At 63.1% G+C, this 21,148-nt stretch carries 22 protein-coding genes; 6 read left to right on the forward strand and 16 right to left on the reverse strand.

Annotation, left to right across the window (positions count from 1 at the left end):
* Positions 1-54: 54 nt before the first annotated feature.
* Both ASD99_RS16695 and ASD99_RS16700 read left to right on the forward strand, forming a co-directional pair.
* Positions 55-1,056, forward strand: a complete 1,002-nt coding sequence (locus ASD99_RS16695; RefSeq protein WP_057144305.1) for an ornithine cyclodeaminase family protein — start codon at positions 55-57, stop codon at positions 1,054-1,056.
* Positions 1,053-2,534, forward strand: coding sequence for an HAL/PAL/TAL family ammonia-lyase (locus tag ASD99_RS16700; protein ID WP_057144306.1), 1,482 nt, complete (start codon positions 1,053-1,055; stop codon positions 2,532-2,534). The genes ASD99_RS16695 and ASD99_RS16700 overlap by 4 nt, the downstream gene beginning before the upstream one ends.
* A gap of 9 nt (positions 2,535-2,543) precedes the next feature.
* On the opposite strand, the gene purU is transcribed toward ASD99_RS16700, so the two are convergent.
* The 12 genes from purU to ASD99_RS16760 form a co-directional block, all read right to left on the reverse strand.
* Positions 2,544-3,422: a formyltetrahydrofolate deformylase gene (gene purU / locus ASD99_RS16705; RefSeq protein ID WP_056590273.1), complete on the reverse strand. Its 879-nt coding sequence runs from the start codon at positions 3,420-3,422 to the stop codon at positions 2,544-2,546.
* Complete coding sequence (locus ASD99_RS16710; protein ID WP_057144307.1) at positions 3,419-4,219, reverse strand: 3-methyl-2-oxobutanoate hydroxymethyltransferase; 801 nt, start codon at positions 4,217-4,219, stop codon at positions 3,419-3,421. Before ASD99_RS16710 ends, purU begins: the two co-directional genes overlap by 4 nt.
* Positions 4,220-4,253: 34 nt before the next feature.
* Positions 4,254-4,568, reverse strand: a complete 315-nt coding sequence (locus ASD99_RS16715; RefSeq protein ID WP_057144308.1) for a MocE family 2Fe-2S type ferredoxin — start codon at positions 4,566-4,568, stop codon at positions 4,254-4,256.
* Between the two features lie 17 nt (positions 4,569-4,585).
* The gene (locus ASD99_RS16720; RefSeq protein ID WP_057144333.1) at positions 4,586-5,668 is read right to left on the reverse strand and encodes a fatty acid desaturase family protein; all 1,083 of its coding nucleotides are present in this window, start codon (positions 5,666-5,668) and stop codon (positions 4,586-4,588) included.
* A gap of 49 nt (positions 5,669-5,717) precedes the next feature.
* Complete coding sequence (locus tag ASD99_RS16725) at positions 5,718-6,899, reverse strand: aldose 1-epimerase family protein (RefSeq protein ID WP_057144309.1); 1,182 nt, start codon at positions 6,897-6,899, stop codon at positions 5,718-5,720.
* 58 nt (positions 6,900-6,957) lie between these two features.
* The gene (locus tag ASD99_RS16730; RefSeq protein ID WP_056590262.1) at positions 6,958-7,872 is read right to left on the reverse strand and encodes a sugar phosphate isomerase/epimerase family protein; all 915 of its coding nucleotides are present in this window, start codon (positions 7,870-7,872) and stop codon (positions 6,958-6,960) included.
* A gap of 26 nt (positions 7,873-7,898) precedes the next feature.
* The gene (locus tag ASD99_RS16735) at positions 7,899-8,996 is read right to left on the reverse strand and encodes a Gfo/Idh/MocA family protein (protein ID WP_057144310.1); all 1,098 of its coding nucleotides are present in this window, start codon (positions 8,994-8,996) and stop codon (positions 7,899-7,901) included.
* Positions 8,997-9,031: 35 nt separating this feature from the next.
* Positions 9,032-10,102 (reverse strand): ABC transporter ATP-binding protein, encoded by a 1,071-nt coding sequence (locus ASD99_RS16740; RefSeq protein WP_056590256.1) that lies wholly within the window; start codon positions 10,100-10,102, stop codon positions 9,032-9,034.
* Position 10,103: 1 nt separating this feature from the next.
* A complete protein-coding gene (locus tag ASD99_RS16745) occupies positions 10,104-11,195 on the reverse strand; it encodes an ABC transporter ATP-binding protein (protein WP_057144311.1) in 1,092 nt (363 codons plus the stop codon).
* On the reverse strand, positions 11,192-12,151 hold the full coding sequence (locus tag ASD99_RS16750) for a carbohydrate ABC transporter permease (RefSeq protein ID WP_057144312.1): 960 nt from the start codon (positions 12,149-12,151) through the stop codon (positions 11,192-11,194). Before ASD99_RS16750 ends, ASD99_RS16745 begins: the two co-directional genes overlap by 4 nt.
* Complete coding sequence (locus tag ASD99_RS16755) at positions 12,148-13,008, reverse strand: carbohydrate ABC transporter permease (protein WP_057144313.1); 861 nt, start codon at positions 13,006-13,008, stop codon at positions 12,148-12,150. The genes ASD99_RS16750 and ASD99_RS16755 overlap by 4 nt, the downstream gene beginning before the upstream one ends.
* An 81-nt stretch (positions 13,009-13,089) precedes the next feature.
* Entirely contained in the window at positions 13,090-14,703 is a 1,614-nt protein-coding gene (locus tag ASD99_RS16760; protein ID WP_057144314.1) for an extracellular solute-binding protein, read from the reverse strand.
* A 335-nt stretch (positions 14,704-15,038) separates the two neighbouring features.
* Between ASD99_RS16760 and ASD99_RS16765 the strand changes: the two genes are divergently transcribed.
* The gene (locus ASD99_RS16765; RefSeq protein ID WP_056590241.1) at positions 15,039-16,067 is read left to right on the forward strand and encodes a LacI family DNA-binding transcriptional regulator; all 1,029 of its coding nucleotides are present in this window, start codon (positions 15,039-15,041) and stop codon (positions 16,065-16,067) included.
* 149 nt (positions 16,068-16,216) lie between these two features.
* On the opposite strand, the gene ASD99_RS16770 is transcribed toward ASD99_RS16765, so the two are convergent.
* Positions 16,217-16,675: an aconitase X swivel domain-containing protein gene (locus ASD99_RS16770; RefSeq protein WP_057144315.1), complete on the reverse strand. Its 459-nt coding sequence runs from the start codon at positions 16,673-16,675 to the stop codon at positions 16,217-16,219.
* Complete coding sequence (locus ASD99_RS16775; RefSeq protein WP_057144334.1) at positions 16,672-17,922, reverse strand: aconitase X; 1,251 nt, start codon at positions 17,920-17,922, stop codon at positions 16,672-16,674. Before ASD99_RS16775 ends, ASD99_RS16770 begins: the two co-directional genes overlap by 4 nt.
* Positions 17,923-18,093: 171 nt before the next feature.
* Between ASD99_RS16775 and ASD99_RS16780 the strand changes: the two genes are divergently transcribed.
* The 3 genes from ASD99_RS16780 (at position 18,094) to ASD99_RS16790 (ending at position 19,990) form a co-directional block, all read left to right on the forward strand.
* Entirely contained in the window at positions 18,094-18,309 is a 216-nt protein-coding gene (locus ASD99_RS16780) for a hypothetical protein (protein WP_244482917.1), read from the forward strand.
* Positions 18,310-18,440: 131 nt separating this feature from the next.
* On the forward strand, positions 18,441-18,734 hold the full coding sequence (locus tag ASD99_RS16785; RefSeq protein ID WP_056590229.1) for a hypothetical protein: 294 nt from the start codon (positions 18,441-18,443) through the stop codon (positions 18,732-18,734).
* Positions 18,735-18,919: 185 nt separating this feature from the next.
* The gene (locus tag ASD99_RS16790; RefSeq protein WP_057144316.1) at positions 18,920-19,990 is read left to right on the forward strand and encodes a sensor histidine kinase; all 1,071 of its coding nucleotides are present in this window, start codon (positions 18,920-18,922) and stop codon (positions 19,988-19,990) included.
* Positions 19,991-20,482: 492 nt separating this feature from the next.
* On the opposite strand, the gene ASD99_RS32290 is transcribed toward ASD99_RS16790, so the two are convergent.
* Both ASD99_RS32290 and ASD99_RS33380 read right to left on the reverse strand, forming a co-directional pair.
* The gene (locus ASD99_RS32290; RefSeq protein WP_082525567.1) at positions 20,483-20,647 is read right to left on the reverse strand and encodes a DUF3309 family protein; all 165 of its coding nucleotides are present in this window, start codon (positions 20,645-20,647) and stop codon (positions 20,483-20,485) included.
* 188 nt (positions 20,648-20,835) lie between these two features.
* Positions 20,836-21,144 carry a hypothetical protein gene (locus ASD99_RS33380; protein ID WP_057144317.1) on the reverse strand — a complete coding sequence of 103 codons (309 nt, stop codon included), beginning with the start codon at positions 21,142-21,144 and terminating at the stop codon, positions 20,836-20,838.
* Between the last annotated feature and the right edge of the window lie 4 nt (positions 21,145-21,148).

Raw genomic sequence — 21,148 nt, forward strand, 5'->3', positions numbered from 1 at the left:
CGCGGCGGCCTGCTATGGGATGAACGGGGTGTCCGAGGAAAGTGTAGGCGTCAAATGAAGCCCATCTATATCGACTACCTCAATGCCCTCGACATCGATGCCCTTGCCATGACCGATGCTGAAATCATTGCCGCCGTCGAGGCTGGCCTGGTGGCGCAAGGCAGGGGCCAGACGGTGATCGAGCCGCGCGTCCATCTCGAGCCGGACCCGTCCTTCCACGGTCATTTCAATGTCTTGCGCGGCTACGTCGCGCCGCTCGACACAGCCGGCGTCAAGATCGTCGGCGACTATGTCGACAACTACCTGCATGGCCTGCCTTCCGAATTCGGCATCCTCAATCTGTTCGATCCACGCACGGGCACACCGCGCGCCATCCTCGACGCCACCGTCATCACCGACATGCGCACCGGCGCCGTCACCGCCATCGGCGCCAAGCATCTGGCGCGCAAGAATTCAAGGGTGCTGGCCCACATCGGCGCGCGCGGCACCGCCTACTGGAATGTGCGCCTGCTCGACCATCTCTTCGACTTCGACGAGATCCGCGTCCATTCGCGCCGGCCGGAAAGCCGCGACAGTTTTGCCGCCAAACTCTCCGCCGATCTCGGCAAGACAGTGACGGCGGTGGCCGACTGGAAAAGCTGCATCGACGGCGCCGACATCGTCGTCGAGGCCTCGCGGCTGCCGGAGCCGCAGCCATTACTGAAGACGGAATGGATCAAGCCGGGCGCGCTGGTCGTGCCCTATGGCACGATGAGCGCGGTGGAACTGTCGCTGACCGACATCATGCAGAAGATAGTCGTCGACGATTGGGGCCAGTGCAAGGGCGGCAAGTTCGGCTCGCTGCGCGCCCATGTGGAGACCGGGCGGCTGAGCGAAAAGACGCTGCATGCCGAGCTCGGCCAGGTTGCCGCCGGTCTCAAGGCCGGGCGTGAAAGCGACGACGAAACGATCCTGTTCTGGCACCGCGGCCTGTCGCTGTCCGACATTGCACTCGGCAAGGCGATGCTGGCCAAGGCGCAGGCGCAAGGCATCGGCCAGAGGCTGCGCTTCGCATGACCGCGCTCGTCCTCACCGGAGCCGGCGTCGCCGTTAGCGATGTCGCTGCAGTCGCCCGCGATGGTCGCAAGGTGGAAATAGGACCCGATGTCATCGGCAGGCTCGAGAAGGCGCGAAAAGTGCTCGACCAGGCTGCCGCGTCCGGCCAGCAGATCTACGGCCTCAACACCGGGCTCGGCGCCAATCTCGGTACCGCTGTAGAGGGCGACGCCAGCACCTTCCAGCGCCAGTTGCTGGAAGGGCGCAGCGGCGCGGTCGGCGAAGCGTTGCCGGTCGAGGCCGTTCGCGCAACCATGGTCGCGCGTGCGGCGATGCTGTCGGTTGGCGGGTCCGGCCTTTCACCCTCCGTCTTCGTCGCTTTGGTCGATACGCTCAATGCCGGCGTCCATCCGGTGATGCCGTCGCTCGGCTCGATCGGCGCCGGCGATCTGGTGCTGATGACAGCACTTGCCCGCATGCTCTCCGGCGAAGGCGAAGCAGACTATCAGGGCCGTCGCATGCCGGCGGCCAAGGCGCTGATGATGGCTCGCCTCGCCCCCATCAGCCTGGCGCCCAAGGACGGGCTATCGCTGATCAACGCATCGGCGGTGTCCGCCGGCAGCGGCGCACTTGCGGTGACGGAGGCGCTGTCCGCCCTTGCCCAGCAACAGCAGGCCGGCGCTCTGACCATGGAAAGCGTCGGTGCCAACCGCACCGTCCTCGACCCGCGCCTGCATATGGCGCGTCCGGCGGCTGGCCAGCAGGAAGCAGCCAAGGCGCTGCACGATCTGCTTGCCCGAGACGAGGCGCCAGCGCCGACCACCTTGCAGGATCCGCTGTCGATCCGCTGTATGCCGTCGATCCATGGCGCGCTGATCGAGGCAATCGGCCAGGCGAGACGTGCCGTCGAGATCGAGTTGAACGCCGCCGCCGACAATCCGCTGGTGCTGAGTGATGATGAACTGGTTCTGTCGACCGGCAATTTCCACACCGCCGCACTGTCGCTCGCCTTCGAGACGCTCGGCTTGGCAATTGCCCAATGTGCGGCGGCGAGCGCCGCCCGCTTCATCCAGCTCACCGGTTCGGGCCGCAATGGCCTGCCGAAATACCTGTCGCCGGTTGGCGGCGCCTCGGCCGGCTTCGTGCCCTTGCAGAAGACGGTAACTGGGATCCTTGCCGCCATCCGCCACAAGGCCAATCCGGTCATGCTCGACTTCCTGGCCGTGTCGGAAGGCGTCGAGGATCACGCCACGCAGACACCTCTCGCGGTCGCGAAATGCGCCGGGATGATCGCGCTGTGGCGCCGCCTGATCGCCTTTGAATTGATGGCAGCCGCGCAGGCGGTCGATCTGCACGACGGTTTCACGCCGGCGCCACGCACCGCCGCAATACACACGGCAATACGCGCGCTGGTCCCGACGCTGAAGGAGGACCGGCCGCTCGGCATCGACGCCGAGGCGCTTTACGCCGCGCTTGCCGGCGGAAGCTGGCCGGCCTGACGCGGCTTCTCAGAAGACGACGGTCTTGTGGCCGTTGAGCATGACGCGGGCTTCGAGATGCAACTTGACGGCGCGCGCCAGCACCCGGCTTTCGATGTCGCGCCCGACAGCGACGAAATCCTCGGCGCTCATCGCATGAGTAACGCGTTCGGTCTCCTGATCGATGATCGGGCCCTCGTCGAGGTCGGAGGTGACGTAATGCGCCGTCGCGCCGATCAGCTTGACGCCGCGGTCGAAAGCCTGGTGGTACGGCTTGGCGCCCTTGAAGCTCGGCAGGAAGGAATGGTGGATGTTGATTGCCCGTCCAAACAACCGGTCCGACAGGCCTTTCGAAAAGACCTGCATGTAGCGCGCCAGGATGACCAGTTCCGCCCCCGTCCGATGCACCAGGTCCAGCAGCCTCTGTTCCTGTTCGACCTTGTTTTCCCTGGTGGTCGGCCAATGGTGGTAGGGGATGCCTTCCATCTCGGCGAAGCGGCGGGCATCCTCGTGATTGGAGACGATGGCGGCAACCTCCGCGTTCAGCCAGCCGACCCTGATCTGGTAGAGCAGATGGAGAAGCGCGTGGTCGAACTTGGAGACCATGACGATGATCTTCGGGCGGCGCCCCTGATCGACCAGCGCGGTCTTCATGCCGAAGCGATCGACGCTTGATTTCAGCGCCCGTTCCAGACTTTCCTTGGTCGAGCCCGGCGGGCTGATGAAGGCGATCCGCATGAAAAAGCGATTGGTCTGCCGGTCCCAGAACTGGCTGCTCTCGGCGATGTTGGCGCCGTTCGCGGCAAGCTCCGCCGTGACGGCGGCGACGACCCCCGGCCGGTCCTCGCAGGAAAGGGTAAGAATATGAACCGGAGCCTCGCCCGTCGCATCATTGTCTTGAGATTTCACGCCCCGTCGACCCTCTTCATGAACAGGCTGAGCTCAGCCGGGTCCATATGCACCACATGCTTGTCCTCGGGATATGCGCCGCTGTTCACATCGGCGACATATTCGGAGAACGCAGCGATGCGCTCGGCCTGCAAACGATCAAATTCGGCGGCGAAATTGCGATAGACCTTGGAGTGGCGGGGCATGTGGCCACGGTTCTGGCCGAGGATGTCGTCGGCGAACAGATACTGCGCGTCGCAGCCGGTGCCCGCCCCCATCGACAGCATGATCAGCGATGTCCGTTCCGAGATCGCCTTGGCCACTTCGACCGGCACGACCTCGATTTCGGCGCCGATGGCGCCAGCGGCCTGCAGCTGCTTCACCGCCGCGAAAACTTCCATGGCGGTATCCGCGGTCTTGCCAACAGCCCTGAAGCCACCGGTCCAGGTGGCACGCGACGGGATCAGGCCGACGTGGCCGATGACCGGGATATTGTCATCGGCCATCCGCTTGATCGTGGTGTAGCCGGCGCTGCAATAGACAGCGTCGGCGCCGGCCTTATAGAGCCGGAAGGCCCAGCGTACGAAATCGTCCGATGTGCCTATCTCGTAGAAATTGTCGCCTGGCATGGTGAACAGGCTGGGTGCTGCGTCGCGGTATTGCGGGTTGAGCACCAGTTCGGGCGGCACCGAGACGATGTCGACCCCTGCCCGCTCGGCGGCCTCGGCTTCGTCCATCGTCAGCACGCGCAGCATGGTCAGCTGACGCTTGCCCTTCATGGCGCGCAAATCCGCCACCGTCGGTCTTTTTCGGCTCATCTAAAGGTTCCCCTCTGTCACTCGCTACGGCAGGTCAGCCGATCTGGATCATCACTTTGCCAGCCCCGACCTTCACCGGATAAGTCGCGAGATTGACGCATACCGGCGCACCCTTGGCTGCACCTGTCTTGTAGTTGAAGCGGCCATTGTGCTTGGGGCATTCGATGATGTCGTCCATCACCAGCCCATCGGCCAGATGCGCCTTCTCATGCGTGCAGTAGCCGTCGGTTGCGAAATACTCGTCATCGGGGCTGCGATAGATGGCAAAGGTGCGGCCGCCATGGTCGAAGCGGATGACGTCCTCTTCCTCGACATCGTCAACGCCACACGCTTCAACCCAGTCGGCCATCTGTTTCTCCTGCAACTCTATTCCGCCGCCGCCGGCACGGCCAGCGCGTGGAATTCCTCCCGGTACGGCCGCGCCGTCGGCGGCAGCTCGCGCTTGAGGAAATAGTCCTCGTACTGGAGCTGCTTGATCAGCACCGGCCAGACCTCGCGATAGGCATGCCACATCGATGGATTTGGCTCCGGCAGATCGTGCTTGATCAGTTCGTGCAGCCTCGGCAGCGCGTGATAGGGCACCATCGGGAACATGTGATGTTCGACATGATAGTTCATGTTCCAGTAGATGAAGCGGCTGATCGGGTTCATGTATACGGTGCGCGTGTTCAGCCGGTGGTCAGTGACGTTGTCGGCGAGGCCGATATGCTGCAGCAGGCCGGTCAGTACCATGTGCCAGCTGCCATAGAGGCGCGGCAGGCCAATCAGGACCAGCGGCAGCAACGACCACAGGTACAGCGCCAGCGCCATCGCCGCGACATAGATGGCGATATGCCAGCGCGCGGCGGTGACCACCTTGCGCAGCTCCATCTCGGGGATGAAACTCCTTTCGTCGGGCGAGATGCCGCCGAACGCATTGCGCACCAGCGTCGGCAGCGAATAGCGGAAATCGAGAATGCCGGTGAAGGCGAGTGCGGCGCGCAGCAGGTCCGGCGGACGCATCACCGCGATCTCGGCATCACGGCCCACGATGATCGTATCGGTGTGATGGCGTGCATGGCTCCAGCGCCAGGTCACCGGATTGCGCATCAGCATGAAGCTGGCGATCTGGTAGACGACATCATTCATCCAGCGCGTACGGAAAGCGGTGCCGTGGCCGCATTCATGCCAGCGCGAGTCGCTGGAGGAGCCGTAGAGCACGCCATAGACAAGCAGGAACGGCACCACCCACCACGTACCCCAGAACCAGATGATGCCGGCGGCCGAGCCCAGTATGGCAACGATCCAGATGATCGTGTCGCGGATCGCCGGCCCGTCGGAGCGTTGCATCAGCTCCTTCATCGCCTTGCGCGCGACGTCGGTGTGATACCATTCGGCCGAGGCCAGTCCCGTCTCGATGGCGATGCGTGTGCTTTCTCCGACCAGGCTGTAGTCGCGCTTTTTTGCCATCACATCGACCTCCGATATCCGGCCCGCCAGCCGGAGCATTCGTTTCGCATCATGCCCTGTCCGCCAATCTCGGAAAATTTCCCGACGGCGCAGGATAATCCTGTTGCGGTTGCCTGGCGATCGAAGCGATCCTCGCTTCAGCCGCGGCGATCGCGCCGGCGCCGTCGAGCACCCTGAACACCGCGTCGTAAGAACGGCTGCCGCCATGCTCCAGCCATATCATCTCGCCACGTTCACGCGCCGCGAGATTGCCGAGCACATGGTGCGTCGAGGGTTCGATGCCCAACGCGTACTGCCCCGCCTGGAAATTCTGCCATTGATAGGCGCAAGGCAGCTGGTCCTTGCGCGTCACCACTTCGAAGCCAAGCCCGAGTTGATCGTTGACCACCGCCACAGGCACCTCGCCATTGGCGTCCGCCGCCATCTCATGCTGCCAGACCTGCTCGCTGAAACCCAGTCGCGGCGCTGGCATCGTGCGGTAGCCGACCTCCTGCGCCTGATAGCGCTCGCCGTCATGACCGGCCCAGACGACGTCGCGGATCGGCGCCAGATAGCGCGAACCTTCGTCAAGCAAGGGATGGCTGACATTGACGTGGTAGAAATACATATGCGGCGTGCGGTTGAAGCCGTGATTGACGACGCGGTCCGACAGCCGAATCTCGTTGCCACCGACATCGGCCTCGATGCGCCGCACCAGATGGAGATCCTCACCGAACACCGCCGATTGTTGGACGATGCCCTCGGCCCACAGCACGCAGCGGTCGCCATCCCAGGCCTCGCCATAACCGGTCAGCCGTGCCGGAATGGTGCCGACGCGGCCGTGCAGCGAATGGATCACGGTCTTCCTGCCCGGATAGTTGTAGCTCTCGGCGGGCACCTCTTCCCGACCCAATATGTGGTCGAGGCCGCAGGTCACAAGCAGGCCTGAAAACGAGCGCGCCCAGGCAAGCCCGCCTTCCCCCTCATAATCGTGCAGGCCGGGATGACGAAAGCCGCTCGGCGAATGCCAGCCGATCGCCTGGCCCTTGAAGTCGCAATCGGCGATATCAAGCGCCCGGTCGACCAGCGCGGTGAAACGCAGGCCCGAGCCGGTACGGAACTCCAGCATACGGATGCCGCGTTCCACCCCGTCGCCAAGCGTCATCAGCCGCACGCCGGCGAATTGCGACAGCATGCCTGAACGTTCCGATACCTGCCGGCGCGAAAGCGTCTTGCCGTAAAGCTCTACCATGTGACGGCCGCTTCGTTCACTGCACTGTCGTCCCTTCAACCAGCGGCGCGAGAGGCGGTCACAGACCGTTGGCGCGGAACTTCCCGTCGAGGAACTTCTTGGCGCGCGGCACGTCGTCTTCCGAGAGATGCTCGATGATGACCGGGATGTTCGGATGCTTCTGCGCCAGCCGCTGAAGATAGAGGTCGTAATTCAGCGAACCGAGGCCCGGTGCCGGCAGCTCGATCTCACCGACGCCACGGAACGTATGGCTCTCCAGCGCGTCCTCGTCGCCAATATCGGCGTGCTTCTCGGACTTGTCGCCGCCCGAACGCTTGACGTCCTTGGCGTGAGCGATCTTGATCTTGTCGGTCAGCGTGTCGAACACCTGATTCAGGATCTGGTCCATCTTGTCGATGTTGTGCGTCTCGAAATAATTGGTCGGATCCATCAAGAGGCCGAGGCCGGGATGGTCGATCTGCGCGAACATCTTCACCGTCTCCTCGACCGAACCGACGACGTTGTTGACATAGGTTTCGAGCAGGAAGACCGCGCCGTGGTCATAGGCTGTCTGGGCGAGGTCGGCGATCACCTTGCGGCATTCCTCGAACCCTTCCTCGGTCTTGTTCTTGGGGTGATGCACCCAGTCGGATTCGGTGTTGTAGGTGCCGGTTTCCGAGATCACGTAGGGTGAGCCGAAATGGCGGGCGTTGCGGATGATCTCCTTGAGGTAGCCGACGCGCTTGTCGCGCTCGGCCTTGTCGGGATGGATGATGTTGGTATAGCCCGACACGCAGCAGACCGGCAGATTGTGGTCGCGGAAGACGTCGCGCACCTTCTTGGCCTTGTCCTTGGTGATCTGCCCGGCCGACAGGTCGACATCCTTGAAATGCAGGTCGAGCTGCACCGTGTTGAAACCGAGCCCGCGGATCTTCTTCGCCGTCTCTTCGAGACCGTACGGGAAATAGCCCGTGAAAATACCTGCCTGCATCATGGTGTGAATTCCTCCCTGTAAGCGATTCAGTTGATTGAAGTTGTCGAGATTTCGGAAAGCTTGACCGTGCGGCCCTCGTCGATCGAGCGGTAGCCCGCCTCGACCAGCGCCATGGTCTTGACGTTGTCGGCGACCGACAGCGCCGGCGGCGTGCCGGTCTTCACCGCGTGCTGGAGCTGCTCCATCACGCCGATAAAGGCATGCGGGAACCACATCGTGTCCCAGCTTGGACTGACCCACTCGCCGCCGGTCGTCTCGGTCGAGGCGTAGGTCAACGTCGAGGCAGCGCCCGTCGGCCAGCCGATGGTGCCCTTGGCGACACCCTTGGTGCCGTCGACGCGCCAGCTGATGTGCTGGTCGTCCTTGTAGCCATCCTGGCGCGGGCCGGACCAGACATCCTCCAGCGACACGGCGAGCACGCCGGACGGGAAGCGCAGCGTCGACACCGTGATGCCGTCCGAGTGGTCGAATTTCGTGCGCGGATCCTTGCGCGTCAGCGTGGTGATCTCGTCGGGATCGCCGAACAGGAAGCGCAGCACATCGAGATGGTGCACGCTCATATTGGCGAGCGTCAGCCGGTCGTAGTCTTCAAGGAAGCTCTGCCAATGTGGGATGGCGTGCATGTCGATCTGCGCGAAGACGATGTCGCCCAGCGCGCCGCTGTCGATGATCTGCTTCAGCACGCGCATCGACTGGTCGTAGCGCATGTTCTGGTTGACCGAGAGGATCTTGCCGGCTTTTGCCGCCTCGTCGCGCAGCTTGACCGCTTCCTCGACCGACAATGCCAATGGCTTCTGCGCCAGGATCGCCTTGATGTGCTTCTGCTTCAGCGCATGGCGGATCAGCGCCGGCTGCTGGTCTGGCGGGAAAGCAAGATCGATGATCTCGACATTCGTATCCTCGATCAGCTTTTCGGGCGTGTCGTGGACGGTCGGGATGGCCCAGCGCGTCGCTACCTTCTCGGCGCTGGCCCTCGTGCGCGAAGCAATCGCCACCACCGGGAAGCCAGCTTCCTTGTAGGCGGCGAGATGGCACTCCGCCATGATCATGCCGGCGCCGACGCAGCCGATCCTGTGTTCCTTCGTGCGGACCTTCACGTCCGGCTCGAAGCCCTTGTGTGCCATCTGATCCTCCCGAAGCTCTTTTCTTGCGGTCGCTGTCATCGTGCCAGCGCTCCCCCGCTCTGCCCGAAATAATGCACGCGAGCCGGCTCGCAGGATATCGCCACCATGGCGTCGGGCCGGATGTCGGGCTGGCCGCGCAGCAATGCCTTCAGCCGCGCCTGGCCGGCAGCGAGCGTCACCACGGTGTAGCCGCCAAGCGGCTCGACCTCGAACACCCGCGCCGGGCGGCCTGAGCCCCCGTCCGCTTCGATGAGCCACGGTCTGACCTTGATGTCTTCCGGCCTGAGCCCGATCTCGACGGCATCAGTGGGAGCCGCCTTGTCGGCAATGCGGATCGTGCCATCGGCCGCTTCGACGCCGGCCTCACCACGCGCCGATTTCAGGATGTTCATCATCGGCGAGCCGAGCAGCCGCGCCACATAGGTGCTGGCCGGACGGTCATAAATCTCGGCCGGCGCACCGATCTGCCTGATCCTGCCATCCTCCAGGATGGCGATGCGATCGGCTACCGACATCGCCTCTTCCTGATCATGCGTGACATAGATCAGCGTCTTGCCGAGCTCGCGCTGGATACGCTTCAGCTCGACGCGCGTTTCTTCGCGCAGCCTGGCGTCAAGCGCCGAGATCGGATCGTCCATGAGATAGGCGTTGGGATCGCGCACCAGCGCACGCGCAATCGCCACACGCTGCCGCTCGCCGCCCGAAAGCTGTCCCGGCGGCTTGTGCAGGATGTGGCCGATATGCAGCTTCGCCGCGACGTCGGCGACCCGCCTTTTGATCTCGACCTCGGCGACCCGGCGTTCGACCAGGGGGAAGCGGACATTGTCGAGCGCGCTCATATGCGGAAACAGTGCCAGGTTCTGGAACACCATCGCCACGTTGCGCTCAGCCGGCGACATGGTGTTGACCGGCCTGCCGCCGATCAGGATCTCTCCGGCATCCGGTGTCTCCAACCCCAGCACCAGGCGCAGGATCGTTGACTTGCCCGACAGTGGTGGCCCGAAGAAGCAGAAGAACTCATTGTCGTTGACCGCAAACGAGGCGTCGTCGACGGCGAGTGTCTTGCCGTAGCGCTTGGTCACATTGCGGAAGACGATATCGGCCATCTCAACCCGCCCTCATCGCAAGGCCGCTAGCGGCGTCGAAGACACGCACCGACGACGCGGCAGGCGCAACAACAGCGGTGTCGCCGATCGCCAGTCCGACATCATTGTCGAACACCGTTTTCACGGCAGTCTCGCCCTGCCCGAGATGAACGATGGTGCGCGCGCCGATCCGTTCGACGAAGGTGACCTGCATGGCGAGGCCCTGCCCATCTTGCACCAGCGTCGCTTGTTCGGGCCGAAATCCGTAAAGCACCTCCCCGCGCGCCCCACGCAAAGCGGCCGCGAGTTCGCCCGGCAGCGGCGGCGTAATGCCCAATGGTCCGAGATCGACGACGAGCCCACGATCGCTCTCCGCCGGCCTGCCCTTGAGGAGGTTCATGCCCGGCGCGCCGATGAAGCGGGCGACGAAGACATTGGCCGGGTCGTTGTAGACCTCGAGCGGCGTGCCGACCTGCTGCAGCACGCCATGGTCCATGACCGCGATGCGGTCGGCCATGGTCATCGCCTCGAGCTGGTCGTGGGTGACATAGACCATGGTCTGGCGAAACTGGCGCTGCAACTGCTTCAGTTCGGTGCGCATGACGGCCCGGAAGGCGGCGTCGACATTGGAGAGCGGCTCGTCGAGCAGGAAGATCGCCGGCTCCATGATCGCCGAACGGCCGATCGCTACCCGCTGCAAGATGTTGACCGAGAGCCGGTCGGCCTTGCGGTCGAGCAGCGGTGTCAGCTGCAGCATCTCGGCGATGGCGCCGACGCGACGGTCGATCTCGGCTTTCGCGGCACCCCGCATCCTCGGCCCGTAAGCGAGGTTCTGGCGCACCGTCATATGGGTGAAGATGGCATAATTCTGGAACACGAAGCCGACGCCGCGCCGCCCCATCGGTACGCCGGCCATGTCGCGCTCGCCAAACAGGATCTTGCCGCCGGTCGGCTCTTCCATGCCGGCGATCATGTTCATCGTCGTCGACTTTCCGCAGCCCGACGGCCCGAGCAGCGCCATGAACTCGCCATCGGCAATTGCCAGGTCCATGGTCTTCAGCGCGGTGAAGTCGCCGAATTTCTTGACCAGGTTCTGCAGGTGAATGGCGCTCATGCCGGTACCTCGCGTGCCCGCGCCATGCGCTTCATGGCGAACACCGCGACGATCGAGAGCACGATCAATATGGCCAGCGCGATCGCCGCCACATAGCCCCAGATCAGGTCCTGCGTGGTGAGCTTGTAGATGTAGACGGAGATGGTCTCGGTGGCGACGCCGGGACCGCCGCCAGTCATGATGTAGAGCGTGTCGAAGATCTTGAAGTTCTCGATCACCCGGATCGCCAGCGCGATGATGATGATCGTCTTCATCTTCGGCAGCACGATGGTGACGAAGCGCTGCCACGGATTGGCGCCGAGCAGCGTCGCTGCCTTGATCTGATCCTCCGGCACGCCGACCAGGCCGGCAAGCAGGATGAGGAACATCAGCGGCGTCCACTGCCAGATGTCGGCGACCATCACCGCGATCAGCGCCAAGGTCGGGTCCGACAGCCAGGCGATGGTGACGGGAGAGCCGGCGAGCGCCGACAATATGTCGTTCACCGGGCCGCCCGACTGGAACAGCATGAAGAACATGTAGCCGGCCACCGCCGGCACCACCATCATCGGCATCAGCAGGATCGAGTAGAAGATCCGCTTGCCGGGGAAATCGTCGGCAAACAGCGTCGCCAACGCCAGCCCAAGCAGGAACTCCGCCGGCACGCAGACGATCATGACGATGGCCGTGCGCTTCAGCGCGCTCCAGAAGCGCGGATCGGCGGCAAGATCGGCGTAGTTGGCAAAGCTGTTCCACATCGACCAGGCATTCCACCAGCCGGTGCCCGACAGCGGCGACCAGTCGGTGACGCTGATGTAGAGCTGCATCAACAGCGGAAAGGCCGAGATGAACAGCACGAGGATCTGCGCCGGCAGCGTCAGCCGGAAACCCAGCCTTGCGCCTTCGTCGCGCGAAACCGGTCTTGCTCCGACGGCCGTCATCTCGTCATCTGCAATCATCGCAGTCACCGCACTCATTGCTTGAGCGCCCCGAAAGTCAGCCCGCGCACCAGGTGGCGCTGGATGGCGATGCCCATGACGACCGGCGGCACGGCCGCGATCAGGCCAAGCGCCGCCTTGGCGCCATAGAGCTGGCCGGTCATCGAGGACGACAACGAAGCCATGTAGACTGGGATCGTCACCCATTCGCGCGTCGTTAGAAGCAGCGCGATCAGATAGTCCGACCAGTTGAGAATGAAGACGAAGAGCGCTGCACTGGCCAGCGGTGCGCGCATCATCGGCAGGGTGATTCGGGTGAAGACGCGCAGCCGCGAACAGCCCTCGACCAGCGCCGCCTCCTCGATCTCGCGCGGCATGTCGTCGAAGAAGGTCTTCATCAGCCAGAAGGCGAACGGCAAGGTGACGATGCCGTAGATCAGCGCCAAGCCCCACCAGCTGTCGGTGAAATTCAGGAAGGCCCACATGATCATCACCGGGATCATCACCGCCATCGGCGGAAACAGCCTGAGTTGGATCAGCGCCAGCGGCAGGTTCTGGCCGGAGTCGAAACGCGAGAGTCCGTATGCCGCGGCAGTGCCCGCCGACATGGCGATCACCGTGCCGAACACCGCCGATAGCAGCGACGACAGGATCGGCTTCAGCGCCGTGCGGTCAAGCGCGACGATCAGATTGTTGGTCGACTCGCCAAAGACGAAACGGAAATTGCTGAGTGTCGGGTTCTTCGGCCACCATGTCAGGTCGGCACCCGTCGCCGACCATTCGGCGATCGGCTTGAACGCCATCGACACCATCCACAGGATCGGCACCAGCGTCACCCCCATGGCCGCGAAGATCGCGGCGTAGCGGAAGATCTCGAAAGGAATGGAACGCTTCATCTGGCGGCTTTGCTTGTGGCGTTGTGGGCGGAGGGGAGAAGCAGGCTCCTCCCCTCCTTCGATGTGATCCAGGGAGATGGATCAGACGATTGGATCGAGAACTGTCGGCCAGGCCTCCTTGTTGGTCTTGATGGCTTCCAGCAGCTTGTCCTCGCCGGTGCGCCGGGCGATCTTCTTCCACTCAGCCTCGGTATCGGCCATCGCCTGCTCTGACGTCTTGGCCTTGGTCAGCGCCGCCATGAGGTTCTCGTCGAGCGCATTGTGGAAGGCGGTTGCGCCGGGATAGTTGATGGTCGGCACGGTGCGGGCGACCGTCTCGCGCACAACGTCCATGTGGTAGGCATGATAGGTCTGGCGGACCAGCGGGTCGGAGAAATCCGAAAGCCGGAACGGATCGAGATAACCGCCGGGGTTGGCGCTCATCCATGCGTAGATTCGGGCGGAGCCCAGCCATTGCAGCAGGAGATAGGCAACCTCCTGGTTTTTCGACTGCGCCGAGACCATGCCGGTCAGCGAGAACCACAGCACGGAACGGCTGATCAGCTTGCCGTCGATCTCGCGGCCGGGCGGCAGCATCGAGCCGATCTTGCCGGTGACAGCCGAGTCCTTGTTACCGGCATTGTCGAGGAATTTCGGCAGGTTGGAGAAGGCGCAGGTCATCGCCGCGCCGCCCTTGGCGAAATTGCCATACTGTTCAGGCCAGCCCCAGGAGATCGCATCCGGCGAATGATGGGCGAGCGACGCGACATATTCGTTGGTGGCGGCAATGCCTTGTTCGGAATTGATCATCGGCTTGCCGTCATCGCCAAACAGGAACTGGTTGGGCGAGGCCATCGAGACATAGCGCTGATACCAGTTGGTATAGCCCCAGCCCTGGTTGCGCAGGTCGGTCGAGCCGAACAGACCCTTGTCCGGGCGCTGGAAGAAGGCGGCGATGTCGCCATGCTGCTTCCAGGTCTTCGGCGGCGCCAGATCGTAGCCGTACTTGTCCTTGAAGACCTTCTTCTCGGCTTCATCGCCGAACAGATCGGCGCGGTAGACCCAGGTCTGGAAGTCGCCGTCCAGCGACACGCCATAGTTCGAGCCGCGGTATTTGTTGAGCAGCGACACGCCCTTGGCGCCGTTGACATAGCCGGTCACCGGATCGTCCCACTCGGGCTTGTACTGCGCTACGAAGTCGTCGAGCTTGGCGATGCCGCCGGTTTCGGCGAGGTCGCCGAGGCGGTTCCATTCGGTCGAATAGATGTCGTAGGCCCCACCCTTGGTGGAGATGTCCTGCATCGTCTTGGTGAATTCCTGGCCGTTCGGCAGACCGACGATTTCGATCGGAATGCCGGTCTCCTTTTCCCACAAATCCTTGATCGACGGCGCACCGGCCGGGAACGGCTGTGTGAGCTGGCCGATCGAACCATCCGACAGGCCGAGCACGATCTTGGCAGGCGCCTTGCCGGCGCCCTTCAGCGCCTTGGCCGCCTCGATGGCGCGGCCTTCCGGCGTGTCGGCGCCATACTGGTAGCGCTCGGCCCCATCGAAGCCCGTCGGGCCGCCGATCATGCCTGGCGCCAGCGCGTCGGCCGCATAGGCGCGGCTGGGACGAATGAATTTCGGCGCAATGCCAGCGGCGGCCATGATCACGGCCGCCTTTCCTCCGGACGCCAGCAAGCGGCGCCGCGAGATGCGGATCAAATTGGACATTGAAACTCCTCCCTCAGGGCCACGTTTCCTCCACGACCCTACGAGGGATATTGACGGCAGCACGGGAAGGCTGTCAACATCATAAATAATCAAAAGACCTCATAACATTGCAAATAGGCTGAGAAATGCGCAAATCCAGGGTCCACACCTCACTCCCGATGCCTCGATTTGATGGGAACCGCCTCTCCCCGACCCTGCATAGCCCTGCCGGATCATTTGATTTAGCCCGGGAGCTTGCACATCTGCCAAGGGCGGATACATCATTTCCCATCAGAATCGCCGATGGCAGGGAAGCCGTCTCCGCCCGATCTGACGCATGCAGGAGATGAAAGACGGTGCGGTCCACCTTGACTGACATAGCCCGGGAAGCCGGTGTCTCGGCCGCCACGGTCGACCGAGTGCTCAACAACCGCCCCGGCGTGCGGGCGCGCACGCGCGAAATCGTGCTCGAAATGGCACAGCGGCTTGGCTACATCGCCGAAAGCCCGAACGGGGCACCGCCGCGGCCCTTGCCCGGCGACGTCATCCGGCTCGATTTCGCGCTGCCCGCCGGCACCAACTCCTTCATCAAGATGCTGCACCGCCAGATCGAGGCGCAGGCGCAGTCACGGCCCGACCTCGATGTGCACATCGCCACCATCGAAGGGTTCAATCCGGACGGCCTCGCCCGACTGCTGCAGGACTTGCGCGGCCAGACGCAAGGCGTCGGCGTCATTGCGCTCGACCATCCAACGGTGCGCGAAGCGATACGCTCGCTGTCGGCCAATGACATCAAGGTGGTGACCATCGCCTCCGACATCCTGCATGTGCCTAGGGTCGCCTATATCGGCATCGACAACCGCGCCGCCGGGCGGCTGGCCGGCTATCTGCTCAACCGTTTCATGGGATCAGGTCGTCCGGGCAAGGTGGCGCTGTTCGCCGGCTCGCTGTCCTATCGCGGCCATGAAGAACGCGAGATGGGGTTTCGCCATATCCTGACGGAGGAATCGCCCAATCTGCAGATCGTCGAGATGCGTGAAATGCTCGACGACCGCGAGAAGGCCTATTCGGAAGCGTCTGCCCTGCTGGAGCGGCATCCCGACCTTGCCGCGATCTACAATGTCGGCGCAGGCAACACCGGCATCGCCCGCGCGCTCAAGGAGCGCGGCCGCGCGCAGTCCATGGTCTTCCTCGGCCATGAGGTGACGGACGGCACCAAGGACCTCCTGCTCGACGGCACGCTCGACGCGGTCATCGATCAGAACCCGCGCGTCGAGGCCCGCGAAGCGCTCAACACTCTGACCCATGCGGTCCGGGGATTGCCCTATGAATTGCACCAGCCAAGGCTGCAGGTGATCTTCAAGGAGAACATCCCGGAGATTTGAGCAGCAGCTTTTCGTTTCTGGACCGAGCGCGCTTGCTAGATCGCACGTCCCGTTGTGGTGCCACTCACCGCCAACGCGCGGTTGCCGGACGCCGTGCCACGTCCAATCTCAACGAACACCCGCGCGACCAGCGGAGGCGCGATGGTCGCCTACGGGTGGCGCGATACAGCTGGATTGATGGCGGGTTGAATCGTAACGATCGCCCGGCCATCCACGCCAGTGCCGATTGCTATCCCGTCGCCGGAAGCTATGCCGGCAATATCGCACACAACCAGCGGCATATGGATCTCGTAGAGAAATTCGGCAACGATGGCACCGACCGCCAGGATCGGGTCCGGCCGCTCCAGAAGGATACCGGCCGGCGCCGTGCCCCTGCGGATCGCCTCGGCCAGGACCGAAGATGAAGACGACGAGCCGCGCCCGCTCGGCATGACCAGGATCCTGCCAGCGACATTCTGGCCGAGGCCCGGATGCGAATGGTCTGTTATGTCGCCGGTCTCGCCATCGATGCCGCCCCAGAAGCTGAGCGGCTGCGAAAACACCAGCGCCTGGCCCTCGGCCGCGCCGGCCAACTGAAAGGTGCCGGTTCGTTCCACCGGTCGCGTCATGAGGCGCTCCGCACGACATGCCCGACCGCAGCGGAGCGGATGCAATCCCTCATCTCGGCGAAGGCGACGGAGACACCGATATTGCCCGGCGCGTAGTGGGCCCATTTGCCGGAATTGGTCATCACCACGCCGTCGAGGCGCTTCAGGATCGAGGTGACATAGGTGCAGGTATCAGTGACCGGGATCAGGCCGAACGCCTCCATGCCATCAAGCGCGCCCTCGTCCTGCAGTCGCGTCAAGGTCGCACGGCCCGTGTTGACATAGATAGGGATGCGCCTGCCGGGCGCGACCTCGCGCAGCAGCGGCAACAGGCGCATCCATTCCTCGTGCGAAAAGTGCGGCGTGCCGAGCGAGACGGCCGCCAGTGGCGCACCGTCGGGCACACCAGACAGCCTGGCCAGCGCATGGTCGATATCGGCGCGGCCGATGCGGATCGTCTCGTCAGGCGCATGGCCATGGAACGCCTCATCGAGCGTTCTTGCTTCCGGCGTGATGCCGACCGCATGGAACAGCGCCACCGCGCCTGTCGTTGCCGCCGCCGCGCCCAGCGCCTTCAGCTGGTCCTCGTCGCGTGGCCGCGGCAAACCGGCAATCACCGGAATGCGGTCGCCGCTCGCCTGCCCGATGATCAGCCCGACGCCGACGAAAAGGCTGTCGCTCGGCTCGCGGTCAGGAATATCCAACTCAAACAAGATCCGGCCGCGCCGGTTCTCGCTCAGATGCAGACCCCAGGCCGGCGCCCGTCCGGTCATGGCGCAGCACAGATCGATGAAATCGCCATAACGGTTGGTGCGCGCCCCGATCACCGAATTGGCAAAGACGATGGCGTTGGATTCACCCCAGGCGATCTGTTCGCCGAAACCCGGGCGGAACCGGGTCTGGTAAGGCGCGCAGGTGAAGGTCGCCTGACAGCCGAGTTCCAGATGCGCTTTCATCAGCCGCCGCGCCGGCACCTCTTCCGCAGCTGGCATCTTCACCATGCCCGGATGGATGAGATCGAACGAGCCGACATTCAGCGTCGTCGGCACCTGGACGCGGCCACCGCCCTCGACCAGCCGCTCGACGAAATCGAGCCCCGCCTTGCCGTGGTAGAGACAGCCATCGATATGGGAGCCGGCAATATCGAGCAGACTGCCTGCCCCGACCGCATTGGAAAACGCGACCAGGATTTTCATGGCAGCGGCTGCGGACGAGCCCTGCTCGCCGTCGAGCATGGATCGGTCTCGCGCACTCAGTTCCAAGTTCATCGGCATGCTCCGGGCTCGTGCCAGTCTATGCTGTCCCTGATTGCGAACCGTCTGGCAAGACCCGGGAAGGATCAGTTTGCCGCGATCAACACCGTACTCTCCGGCGACCAGCGCAGCACAACATCCTGACCTTCCGAGTCCAGTGGCCAGAAAAATCCGAGGCTGATCGTCGTGGTCGCGTTCGATCGCGGCGAGGATGGCGAATTGTTTCCAGCCTTTGGACCCGCCGACCAGCAGAGCGACGACCGCGCCATACGCACTGCCAGGGCTCTGGCGGCAAAGCATGCCGGCGTCATCGCCTGGAGCCGCGAGGCCGACCCGACGCTGGGCGAATACGGCCCGCCGAAGACGCTTCTCGTCAGCGGCGAAGTACCTGATATGGAATGATAGGTTGGCGGCAAAGCTGGTGAAATAGAACATCGTTTTAATATAAATTCATCTGAAGGAACTGTTTTCTTTCGATCTCGTTTATCTGCAGGTCGTTTATTCCAATGACCTCGACAGAGAGGAATTCCCAAATGAACCTCAAGATGCTCACGATGGGCGCGATGGCGCTTGCGATGATGACTGGCTCGGCTTTGGCCGCTGGCAGCACCGGAACGTCGGCGCTCGACGACCCGGCGAAGATGTCGCCCTTCTTCACCGATGCCGGCATGAAGACCATGAAATCCGAGACGGAATTCAAGGCCGCCTGGATGGCCATGAAGGAAGAAGACCGCGCCGGCATGATGAAGGAATGCGGCGACGAGGCCATTGCCAAGTCGCATGACAATTTCTGCAAGATGACCAAGCAGCTCGGCGGCGCGAACTGACGTAGCAGGATTTGAGCGAGTGCCCGATATAGAACGGTCGGAGGCGGGCCAAGTGCCCGCCTTTTTTAGCGGCGATGTTGGACATCACATCACCGAGCTGGCGAATTCAATTCGCGACAACACCTGGGCAAGGGTATAGTATTGATGGTTGGAGGGGCAAAACGCCCCTCGTTTGGCTTGTGTCCATGTTTCAACCCATCGTGAATATCGAAGACGCGCAGACGCTGGCGCAGGCGATCGTCAATACGATCACCGAGCCGTTTCTCGTCCTCGACGAGCAGTTTCGCGTGCTGGCGGCCAGCCGCTCCTTCTACAACACCTTTGAAGTCGACCCGCAGCAGACCCAGGGCTCGCTGCTTTACGCGCTCGGCGACGGTCAATGGGATATTCCGGCACTTCGCCTGCTGCTGGAGACGATCATTCCCGAGAAGACCGCCATGGACGATTTCGAGGTCGAACACGATTTCCCGCGGATCGGCCGTCGCACCATGCTGCTCAATGCCCGCAAGGTGCTTTACGACCACAGTTCGGCCATTACCATCCTTCTCGCCTTCAATGACATAACGGCCCGTCGCATCATCGAGCGGGAGAAGGAGGAACTGCTCAGCCGCACCGAGGACCTGCTTCGGCAGAAAGATGTACTGCTGCGCGAGATGGAGCATCGGGTTGCCAACAGCCTGCAGATCATTGCCTCGATCCTGTTGCTGAAGGCACGCTCGGTCACGTCGGAAGAGACGCGCCAGCACCTCAAGGACGCCCATCAGCGCGTTCTGTCCGTGGCCGAGGTGCAACGCCATCTCCACACCTCAGCCGGAGTCGACGAGATCGATGTCGGCTCCTACCTTCCGAAATTGTGCAGCAGCCTCGCCTCGTCGATGGTTGGCGAAACCCAGCCGATCACGGTGACCGTGACGGCCGAAGCTGGCAGGATGGATTCGCAAAGGGCTGTCAGCCTGGGACTGATCGTTACCGAACTCGTGCTCAACGCCATCAAATATGCCTTCCCCAAGGAGAGGGCCGGCGCTCGCATCCAGGTGAGCTACGAGACCGCGGGCAGCGACTGGAAACTCACGGTTTCGGACAATGGCGTCGGCAAGATCGCCAACGATGTACCAGCTACCGGTCTTGGAACAGCCATCGTGGAAGCATTGGTGAGACAGCTGGAGGCCAAGGTGGACGTTGTCAGCGACACCGACGGCACCAGCGTGTCGGTCACCCGGGCAACGTTCACATCACGGGTGCCGCGAGCGGCGTAAGACCGCTAGCACGATGCCTCGACCTTCATCGCCATCCTTTTTCTGGTCAGGCATGGCGGTCGATGCGGCGCATGACCTTGATGGCCTGCTTCCGCCACGCCAGTCAGCGCATCCCTTCCTGAATGGTCTCGATATGGCCGCGATCCGCCGCGGGACGTGGAGATCATCGCGGAATTCGCACAGTGTCGTCCGCAGCGTCAGTGGCATTGGCAGCCTTCCGCAACTCAACGGTATCGACGCAAGCCAGTTCCCTCGCCCGTCAAGCAAAAGCCCGCCACGGTGAAACCGGGCGGGCCTTGGAGGAGGACAAGGGGTGGGACCCTCTCCTCTTGTTTCCACGGGGGGTGTGGACCGAGATCACCTTACAAAAAATTCGAAACAGGACGGATCACAAGCAGGCCTGCGCACATCACAATCCGGTGCGCGACAGGCGCTGACGCGGTCACGAGATAGCGATCGTCCCGGAGTCAGTCAATCGAGCGAGCAGCGCGGCTAGATCCGCCCAAGCACAACCAGCACGATGAGGATGAGCAGAACGAGCCCGAGACCACCGCCGCCATAATAGCCGGTTCCGTAGAACGGACCGCCGCCAAGGCCGCTGAAGCCGCCAAGCAGCGCAATGATGAGGATAATGATGAGAATGGTTCCTAGACTCATGGCTGTTCCCGCTCCTGTGGACGCTGACGCGCCGGTTTGAACATCGCATGCGATGTTTCGATGACTTGAACGTTCGAGCGGCCCTACCGTTCCGTGCCATTGTACCAAGCAAACACCCGAAGAAGATTCGCCGGCAAATGGAAAAGACCCGCCACCTTGCGGCAGCGGGCCCGTAGTATTTTTCTACCTTAGCGGCGCGAGATCAGCAGACACAGCTGGCGCAGGTCGCGGTCGTAGCTGCCTGAGCTGTTCAGCACGTCGACGCAACGCTGCTTCATGCGCGCCACCTGGCTATCCGACATGTCGGCAACGACACCTGGCAGGCTGGTGTTGGAAGGATTGCTTGCGTTTGTTCCGCCGACGCCGATGCCAGCACCGACGCCAGTGCCGGTACCGACACCCGCGCCGACACCCGCCCCATTTTGACCACCAACCGTGGCGCCAAGTCCTACGCTAACGCCGTTGCTACCCCCCGACACTTGCTTCTGCACCCGCATTGAC

Source organism: Mesorhizobium sp. Root695, assembly GCF_001428185.1.
Lineage (GTDB): Bacteria > Pseudomonadota > Alphaproteobacteria > Rhizobiales > Rhizobiaceae > Mesorhizobium.

Excerpts from the sequence above, each read along its gene's own strand:
- ASD99_RS16695 (WP_057144305.1), top strand. The coding sequence starts at position 55 with ATGAAGCCCATCTATATCGACTACCTCAATGCCCTCGACATCGATGCC.
- ASD99_RS16700 (WP_057144306.1), top strand. The coding sequence starts at position 1,053 with ATGACCGCGCTCGTCCTCACCGGAGCCGGCGTCGCCGTTAGCGATGTC.
- ASD99_RS16710 (WP_057144307.1), bottom strand. The coding sequence starts at position 4,219 with ATGAGCCGAAAAAGACCGACGGTGGCGGATTTGCGCGCCATGAAGGGC.
- ASD99_RS16715 (WP_057144308.1), bottom strand. The coding sequence starts at position 4,568 with ATGGCCGACTGGGTTGAAGCGTGTGGCGTTGACGATGTCGAGGAAGAG.
- ASD99_RS16720 (WP_057144333.1), bottom strand. The coding sequence starts at position 5,668 with ATGGCAAAAAAGCGCGACTACAGCCTGGTCGGAGAAAGCACACGCATC.
- ASD99_RS16725 (WP_057144309.1), bottom strand. The coding sequence starts at position 6,899 with ATGGTAGAGCTTTACGGCAAGACGCTTTCGCGCCGGCAGGTATCGGAA.
- ASD99_RS16730 (WP_056590262.1), bottom strand. The coding sequence starts at position 7,872 with ATGATGCAGGCAGGTATTTTCACGGGCTATTTCCCGTACGGTCTCGAA.
- ASD99_RS16735 (WP_057144310.1), bottom strand. The coding sequence starts at position 8,996 with ATGGCACACAAGGGCTTCGAGCCGGACGTGAAGGTCCGCACGAAGGAA.
- ASD99_RS16740 (WP_056590256.1), bottom strand. The coding sequence starts at position 10,102 with ATGGCCGATATCGTCTTCCGCAATGTGACCAAGCGCTACGGCAAGACA.
- ASD99_RS16745 (WP_057144311.1), bottom strand. The coding sequence starts at position 11,195 with ATGAGCGCCATTCACCTGCAGAACCTGGTCAAGAAATTCGGCGACTTC.
- ASD99_RS16750 (WP_057144312.1), bottom strand. The coding sequence starts at position 12,151 with ATGAGTGCGGTGACTGCGATGATTGCAGATGACGAGATGACGGCCGTC.
- ASD99_RS16755 (WP_057144313.1), bottom strand. The coding sequence starts at position 13,008 with ATGAAGCGTTCCATTCCTTTCGAGATCTTCCGCTACGCCGCGATCTTC.
- ASD99_RS16760 (WP_057144314.1), bottom strand. The coding sequence starts at position 14,703 with ATGTCCAATTTGATCCGCATCTCGCGGCGCCGCTTGCTGGCGTCCGGA.
- ASD99_RS16770 (WP_057144315.1), bottom strand. The coding sequence starts at position 16,675 with ATGACGCGACCGGTGGAACGAACCGGCACCTTTCAGTTGGCCGGCGCG.
- ASD99_RS16775 (WP_057144334.1), bottom strand. The coding sequence starts at position 17,922 with ATGAACTTGGAACTGAGTGCGCGAGACCGATCCATGCTCGACGGCGAG.
- ASD99_RS16785 (WP_056590229.1), top strand. The coding sequence starts at position 18,441 with ATGAACCTCAAGATGCTCACGATGGGCGCGATGGCGCTTGCGATGATG.
- ASD99_RS16790 (WP_057144316.1), top strand. The coding sequence starts at position 18,920 with ATGTTTCAACCCATCGTGAATATCGAAGACGCGCAGACGCTGGCGCAG.
- ASD99_RS32290 (WP_082525567.1), bottom strand. The coding sequence starts at position 20,647 with ATGAGTCTAGGAACCATTCTCATCATTATCCTCATCATTGCGCTGCTT.
- ASD99_RS33380 (WP_057144317.1), bottom strand. The coding sequence starts at position 21,144 with ATGCGGGTGCAGAAGCAAGTGTCGGGGGGTAGCAACGGCGTTAGCGTA.